Source organism: Desulfothermus sp. (assembly GCF_053993635.1).
Genome location: NZ_JBMYBT010000015.1, coordinates 1 through 7,059, shown reverse-complemented (window position 1 = coordinate 7,059; position 7,059 = coordinate 1). Strand labels below are relative to the sequence as shown.

Sequence of the window (7,059 nt, the reverse complement as noted above, 5' to 3'; positions counted from 1 at the left end):
TCTTGTTTTTGTTGATTCCTCTTGTTCTTCAGCTTCTCTAACTTCAGGAGTTTCTTCAACTTCTACCTCTATGTCTTTTACCTCTTTCCTAAATTCATTGGTATTTATTGCATCTATAAAACATGAGATATATTTATTATACTTGTCATCATTTTTTTCAATTATGGCTTGCATCCATTTTAAGCAGCTATAGGCAAAACTTTCACTTGATACAATTTCAAGTGCTACCTTAATTTGTGAGTTAATTGCATCTAAATCACCAGCCTGTAATTTATTTTTGGCTTCTTCTACAAAGGAATCTAAAAGATTTTCTTCTAAGACTTCTCCTGTAGGAAAAATTATTTCATCTAAAGAAAAGGTATCTATTTTAATTTGGTCTTCTACATATTGATAATGTTCTTTTAGTTCCTCTAAAGAACCATTGGATATTGCCATAAAGTTGAGACGATTTATAAATGGATCAAACTCATCTGGATCTATTTTTTCTTTAAATTTAACACCACACCAAAGCAGTGAAGGGGTATTTTTAATTGTCAATAAGGGATCGTCTCCTGTAAAAAAACAATTCTCATCAGCCAGATATGTTATTGCATAAATCTCATCTGTATCTGCTCTTTTAAATATTTCTCTCCTCTCATGATCCTCTATTTCTTTAAGCCAGGGTATGTCCACGGATTTATCACTTTCAAATTTTTCATCTGTTTCTTCTTGAGCAATATTATCTTTCAAAAACCCCCTTAACTTTTCTTTATACTCCTTTGCCACATCTTTTGCGTCAGGGCTAATATTTTCAGATTCTTCCAATTCGTCTAACCATGCATTTATTTGATCAAGCAAATCTAAAAGCACATCAACCATCTCAGAGGTGAGTTTCATGTCCCCACTTCTCACTGCATCAAGGACATCTTCTGCTGCATGTACACTCTCTGTTAAAGGGGCCAAAAATTCAAAGATACCCGAAGACCCTTTTAGGGTATGCATTGCCCTAAAAAGGGAGTTTAAAATTTCTGTATCTTCGGGATTTTCCTCTACTTTTAGAAAATCTTTACTTGCCTGCTCAACAAGATCTCTAGCCTCATCTATAAATTGTTTTAATAGTTCATCCATGTCCTTTCTCCATTTTTAGGAGCTTAAATTAAATGACCAAAAGATTTATCAAGGACTTGATAGTTTCAGGTCTTATAGGTTTTACCACATAAAAATTTGCACCAACTTTATATGCATTAATTTTATCTTTTTTCTCTGCCTCTGTAGATATCATAACAACTGGTATGTCTTTAAGCTCAGGGATTTTCCTCATTTCCTCAAGGAGCTCATACCCTGTCATCTTAGGCATGTTTATATCAACCAGCAATAAATCATATCTTTGCTGCATGATTTTTTCCAGTGCCTCCAGACCATTTATGGCCTCATCTGTTTCTATTCCTAAATTTTCAACCATTTGTCTTTCATACTTTCTCACTGTTACTGCATCATCTACAATTAATACCTTTTTCATGAGCCTAATCCTATTTAAAATGGTTTTTGATATACAATTCCCTGTTTAAATTTCCTGACCTTAAAAAGAGAACATATTCTGCTCATTGATTCACTGTGCCCTAAAAAGATAAATCCACCTGGATTCATTGCATCATAAAATATCTGTGCGGCCTTTAGCCTTGATTCATCGTCAAAATATATGAGCATATTTCTGCAAAATATAACATCAATATAACGATATTCTTTGTTCTGTCTGGGATCAAATAGATTAAGTTGTCTAAAATCTATGGCTTCTTTTAAGTCATCAATTATTTCATATCTATCATTGGACAATTTTTTAAAATATTTTCTTAAAAGGTGTTTTGGTAAGTTTTTAACAGAGCGATAGTTATATATCCCTTTTTTTGCCTTATCTAATACATTGGTATCAATATCTGATGCAATTATTTCCACATCCACCTCATCTATAAGAGGCCAATATTCCAAAAGATATATTGCTATTGAATAAGGTTCTTCACCTGATGAACAGGGAATAGACCAGATTCTAATTACTTCGTCTGGTTCTTTGTATTCATAAATCTCATTTAATACATTTTCCACCAGACATTCAAATTGATACTTTTCTCTGAAAAAATAGGTCTCATTTATAGTAAGCAAATTTATAAGATTCTGGATCTCATCACTTGATCTATCAAACCTTATAAAGTTAAAATAAGACCGAAAGGAAGAATGTCCTGTTTCCTCTATTCTTTTTATAATCCTCTTTTCTACAAAATCTTTTTTAGAATCCGGAAAAAATATCCCTGTTTTTCTATAAAAAAACTGTCTGAATTTTTCAAAATCAGACCTAGTAAATTCTATACCCATGATATTCTACCTCTTAAGCAATCATATCTGTCACTCTTTAATACTCGCCAGAATACTATCTACTGTAAAATCAATATATGGGTCATTGAATTTCTTTTTTACTGCAACAAGATCCTCTTCCATATCTTCTGTAGCAATATCAGAAATGGCATCAAGTGCGGTTCCCACTACATTAATATGATCATCATTTCTAATCACTTCAATTAGCCATTTAGGTACATCTGGATGTTTGACCCATTGAATAATATTTATGGCAAATATCCTTGTATCTGGATCCTGGTCTTTTAAAAGTTCATTTACATGATCCGCAACAAGATCAGGCATGGACTGAAGCGCCTCAATCACCTTATTTCTCAGGGCTGCGTCGTCTGATTTAAGCAAGGGAATTAGCCTCTCCCCAATAGGAGGCCTTTTGATTTCCATAAGTGATGATAAAATAGCATCTTGAACCGAGGTGTCTTTTTCTTTTTCCAGTCTATCACATAAAGGGTCAATGGCCTTTTCACCATATTGGGCAAGGTCTCTAGCTGCCCATCTACGCTGTGTCCTATCACCTTCATTTAATTGAGTAACAAGTCCCTCAAAATCCCTTGGCCTTTTTCTTTTCTCTTTAGGAGTCTCCACTACCTGTTGTTTTGAAGCCTTTTTAAGCGCCATATTAAATCCCTCTCTTTATACCATTATTTTTGCCCATTTAATTAACTGGTCTGCTATTTTATAACAGGGCAAAACTTTATCTGCCCCACCCCTTTCAATAAGTTCTTTAGGCATACCAAATACTGCTGCAGTTTCTTCTGATTCTGCTATGGTTTTACCGCCTAGCTTATTAAGTCTTGCCATCTGCTCTGCCCCATCATAGCCCATCCCTGTCAAGAGTACACCGATGGTCTTTTGAGGATCAAACACATCTAACGCTGACTGGACCATCCTATCTACACTTGGATGCCATAGGTATTTATTACTCGGAGGAACGCTCGTTCCAATTAATCTCTTGAGTTTTTTTCCAAGTTCTATATCTGCATCTCCTTTTGCAATATAAATTCCCCCTTGTTGGATGGGCATGGTCTTATCTAAATGTAAGACAGATAAACTGCATTTTCCATCTAATCTTCTTGCAAATACTTTAGTAAATGATGCTGGCATATGCTGGGCGATTACAACGGGAAATGGATAATCTGACGGCAAGGATGTGAGTATCTCTTCTAAATTCCCAGGCCCTCCAGTGGATGAGCCAATCAATACCAGTCCAGGCAAATCTATGGTAGTCCTTAATCTTGTCTTTTTAACAGCTTTTTTCTCTTGTCTTAAGATTTTTCGTCTAGAACTGGTGGACGTTATCCTGTCTCTAATCCTAGTTCTAACAACGGCTTTTATCTTTGATATAAGTTCATGTTTTATTTCCTTTATATTTAATGAAACAGTGCCACCAGGTTTTGGAATATAATCAATTGCCCCAAGTTCCAATGCCTCAAATGTGGCCTGGGCACCTTTTTCTGTTAGAGAAGAAACCATAATAACTGGCCTTGGAAATTCTGTCATAATATAGCTAAGACAGGTAAGGCCATCCATAACAGGCATGTTTATATCAAGGGTTACCACATCTGGGTCCACCCTTCTTATTTGTTCCAAGGCATCTTCTCCATCCCTGGCAGTGTAAACCTGAAACCCTGCCTCTTCCAACATCTGTCTTAGATATTTACGCATCAGGGCTGAATCATCTACAACTAATACCTTTATGTTTTTCATATTTCTCCCTTAATTATAGTTTTAACTAAAAAATTCCCCATCTCCTAAAAGCTCTTTTACCTCAAATATTAATACAATCCTTCTTTGATCCTCTATATTAATTAATTTTTTAATAAAGCCATCACTTGATTCCACCATATCTGGTGCATCTTCAATCTTTGATTCTTCTACAGACAACACTCCTGTTACAGAGTCCACTATAAGTCCTGTTTTTGTATCCCCGGTAGTTATCACCAGAATCCTCTGAGAATCATTTCTATTTCCTAAAGTTTTTTTGTGTAACCTCTTTCTTAAGTCAATCACGGGCAACACCGCGCCTCTTAAATTTATCATTCCTTCCACATAATCTGGTGTATTGGGAACAACATTTATTTCTTCAGGGATTAAAATTATCTCCTGGATATGATCTATAATTATGCCAAATTCTTGATCCTCTAACATAAAAGTAACCAACTGCACTTCCTGCTCAGAGGTATCTTCTTCAGTCTCTACTTCTTTTCTATCTTCTTTTGTCCTTAAATCTTCAGTTGAAGAAAGTGCCTCTTCTACATCTGGATGTTTAATAATTTCATCAATAGAAAAAATAGATATTATCCTTTTGCCCTGTTCTAACTGACAGATTGCCTTGATTTCTTTACACGAATGTGTAGTGGATATAAGCTCTGGCACTGGATATAGGTTTGACCCTACTTCAATGATTTCGTGAATCTTATCAATGGCAAATCCAATAGGTTCTTTTATATCGTAAAACTCTACCTCTATCACCAAAATTTTACTTTGTTCTGGATCTAAATTACTCCTTAGTCCAACCAGCCTTCCCAGATCTATTATAGGCAAAATCATATCTCTATAATTTATCATTCCAAGCAATGTAGAATCAGCATTAGGAACCTTGTGGATTTCATCTTCTGGAAACTTTATTATTTCTTTTACATCATCTATTTCAAATCCAAATTCCTGAGATTGTATAAAGAAACTCACAATCTTTTTCTCTTCTATATCTTCATCCTCTTTGTCTTCACCCTGCATTATATTTTTTTTATCTATCTCATCTATGTTTCCTTGCTCCTCACCAAAAACAATATCTGAAAATTCATTTTTTATGAGTGCTTCAATATCTATTAGCTGAATTAAATCTTTGTCTGAATATTTTATAACGCCTTTTAAATATTCTTTAATATTTTCAGACTGAGATTTTAAAGTATGTCCATCTTCTATTCTATCTGGCGTAACTTCTATTACCCTATCCACTTTATCCACTATTATTCCAGTTGTAAAACCAATATTAATTATGATTGCCCTGGTATCTTCGTCAATCTCAGTGTTTTCCATATTAAATATTCTTCTAATATCTATTAAAGGCAAGATACTCCCTCTGAGATTTGTGAGGCCTACAAAAGAAGGCGGGGTCAAAGGTACCTTAATCGCCTGTGGTACCCATATTATCTCCTGCAAGATATCCATATCAAAGGCAAAACACTCATCCCCCACAAAAAAGGTCAAAAACTTCATTTGCTCATCTTCCATAGAGGGCTCAATCTCCATTAAAGTCTCTTTCTTTTCTTCAACAGCAGTGACCATGATTATGCCCCTTATTTATTACACATTTTGCATCTCATCTGCAATAGAAGCTATTTCCTCTGCAGCAGCTGCCAACTCTTCAAGGGCCTGGGTCTGGGTCTGGGCTGAACGTGTTGCCTCTTCAACTGCTGCTGCAGCCTGTTCTGAAGCTGCTGCAATCTCACTTGCTGCCTGCTTTACTTCAGCTAGAGAATTAACTGCTCCTTTTGCTGAATCTTTTAATCTATTATTTGCATCCTCCAGCTCCTTTACTCCTTCAACCAATTCCTTTAATTTAGCCGCAGCTGCCTGAGATTTTTTTACTTCCTCCATTCCTGCTGAGACTATGGTTGCCAATTCATTGGACATTACAATTATTTCATCCTGAATGGACTTTATTAAATCCTTTACCTGATCAACATTTTCAGCTGAATCAGCAGCTAAATTTCTTATATCACCTGAAACAACAGCAAAACCTTTGCCATATTCTCCAGCCCTTGCCGCTTCAATAGACCCGCTTACAGCAAGCATATCTGTCTGAATCGCGACAGTACCAATAGTTTCTACTATTTTATCCATTCCTCTTACTATCTTGTCAAATTCCTGAAGGGTTTCTTTATTTTTCAAACTATCCTGCAAATTATCTTCAATGGCTTTTAACATCTTATTAATTTTTTCTATTGTTTCTTCAAACTTTTCAACTATCTCATTTGTCTTTTGTGCTCCTTTTTCAGCCAGATCAAGGATCACCCTGTTGTTTTTCTCAAGTTGTGCAGTTGCTGAGGCAAGGTTATCAGTAGCCTCACTTTGAATTTCAGCACCTTTTTTAATCTGTTCAATGGCAACATTTATTTCTGATGCAGCCCTATGATTTTCCTCTATTGCAGCAGAAAGCTCTTCAGCAGCAGCAGCTACCTCCTCTGCACTCTTTATTATATCAGTACTGTTCTTAAGGTCTTCACTTATTTCTTCTAAACTTGCAGCAGCCTCTTCACTTTGTCTCATGCCTTTCCTTTGCTCTTCTATGTTGGATAATGCTTCTTCACATGCAGCAGATTGTTCTTCGGCAGCAGCTGCTACTTCCTCTGCCATCTTTAAGGAGTTTTGAACAGCTACCAAGGCATCAGCTGCCATTTTCTGAACCCTAACAGAATCTTCACAAAGCAAGTTTATCTCCTGCTTTTTTTCCTGAAGATCAGCCACTGTTTCATTGGCTCCTTCAGCTTCTTCTTTTACCTCTTGTGCTGACCTCTTAATTCCTTCAACTAAAGCGCCTATTTGTGCCTGAATCTTATCCACAAGCTGGGCAATATTAGCAGCACTTTTTTCGGTTTTTTCTGCAAGATTTCTCACGGCATCTGCAACTACAGCAAATCCTTTTCCATGTTTTCCAGCCCTTGCAGCCTC

Annotated in this window: 7 protein-coding genes and 1 pseudogene; all 8 read right to left on the bottom strand. The window is 36.0% G+C overall.

What is annotated here, in order from left to right; genetic code table 11:
- Positions 1–1,107 (bottom strand): Hpt domain-containing protein (locus tag ACY2V1_RS01125; protein ID WP_461832950.1); only part of this gene is annotated, 1,107 nt, incomplete at its 3' end.
- A 28-nt stretch (positions 1,108–1,135) separates the two neighbouring features.
- Positions 1,136–1,498 carry a response regulator gene (locus tag ACY2V1_RS01120; protein WP_461832949.1) on the bottom strand — a complete coding sequence of 121 codons (363 nt, stop codon included), beginning with the start codon at positions 1,496–1,498 and terminating at the stop codon, positions 1,136–1,138.
- 14 nt (positions 1,499–1,512) lie between these two features.
- Complete coding sequence (locus ACY2V1_RS01115) at positions 1,513–2,346, bottom strand: CheR family methyltransferase (RefSeq protein ID WP_461832948.1); 834 nt, start codon at positions 2,344–2,346, stop codon at positions 1,513–1,515.
- A 30-nt stretch (positions 2,347–2,376) separates the two neighbouring features.
- Positions 2,377–3,003: a HEAT repeat domain-containing protein gene (locus ACY2V1_RS01110; RefSeq protein ID WP_461832947.1), complete on the bottom strand. Its 627-nt coding sequence runs from the start codon at positions 3,001–3,003 to the stop codon at positions 2,377–2,379.
- Between the two features lie 15 nt (positions 3,004–3,018).
- The gene (gene cheB / locus ACY2V1_RS01105; RefSeq protein WP_461832946.1) at positions 3,019–4,092 is read right to left on the bottom strand and encodes a chemotaxis-specific protein-glutamate methyltransferase CheB; all 1,074 of its coding nucleotides are present in this window, start codon (positions 4,090–4,092) and stop codon (positions 3,019–3,021) included.
- A 21-nt stretch (positions 4,093–4,113) separates the two neighbouring features.
- Positions 4,114–5,673: a chemotaxis protein CheW gene (locus tag ACY2V1_RS01100; RefSeq protein ID WP_461832945.1), complete on the bottom strand. Its 1,560-nt coding sequence runs from the start codon at positions 5,671–5,673 to the stop codon at positions 4,114–4,116.
- Between the two features lie 18 nt (positions 5,674–5,691).
- Positions 5,692–6,657, bottom strand: a complete 966-nt coding sequence (locus ACY2V1_RS01095) for a methyl-accepting chemotaxis protein (protein ID WP_461832951.1) — start codon at positions 6,655–6,657, stop codon at positions 5,692–5,694.
- 222 nt (positions 6,658–6,879) lie between these two features.
- Positions 6,880–7,059, bottom strand: a pseudogene (locus ACY2V1_RS01090) (methyl-accepting chemotaxis protein); the annotation flags it as partial.

Coding starts and splice junctions, on each gene's coding strand:
- cheB (WP_461832946.1), bottom strand. CDS start 4,092: ATGAAAAACATAAAGGTATTAGTTGTAGATGATTCAGCCCTGATGCGT.
- ACY2V1_RS01100 (WP_461832945.1), bottom strand. CDS start 5,673: ATGGTCACTGCTGTTGAAGAAAAGAAAGAGACTTTAATGGAGATTGAG.
- ACY2V1_RS01120 (WP_461832949.1), bottom strand. CDS start 1,498: ATGAAAAAGGTATTAATTGTAGATGATGCAGTAACAGTGAGAAAGTAT.
- ACY2V1_RS01115 (WP_461832948.1), bottom strand. CDS start 2,346: ATGGGTATAGAATTTACTAGGTCTGATTTTGAAAAATTCAGACAGTTT.
- ACY2V1_RS01110 (WP_461832947.1), bottom strand. CDS start 3,003: ATGGCGCTTAAAAAGGCTTCAAAACAACAGGTAGTGGAGACTCCTAAA.
- ACY2V1_RS01095 (WP_461832951.1), bottom strand. CDS start 6,657: ATGAGACAAAGTGAAGAGGCTGCTGCAAGTTTAGAAGAAATAAGTGAA.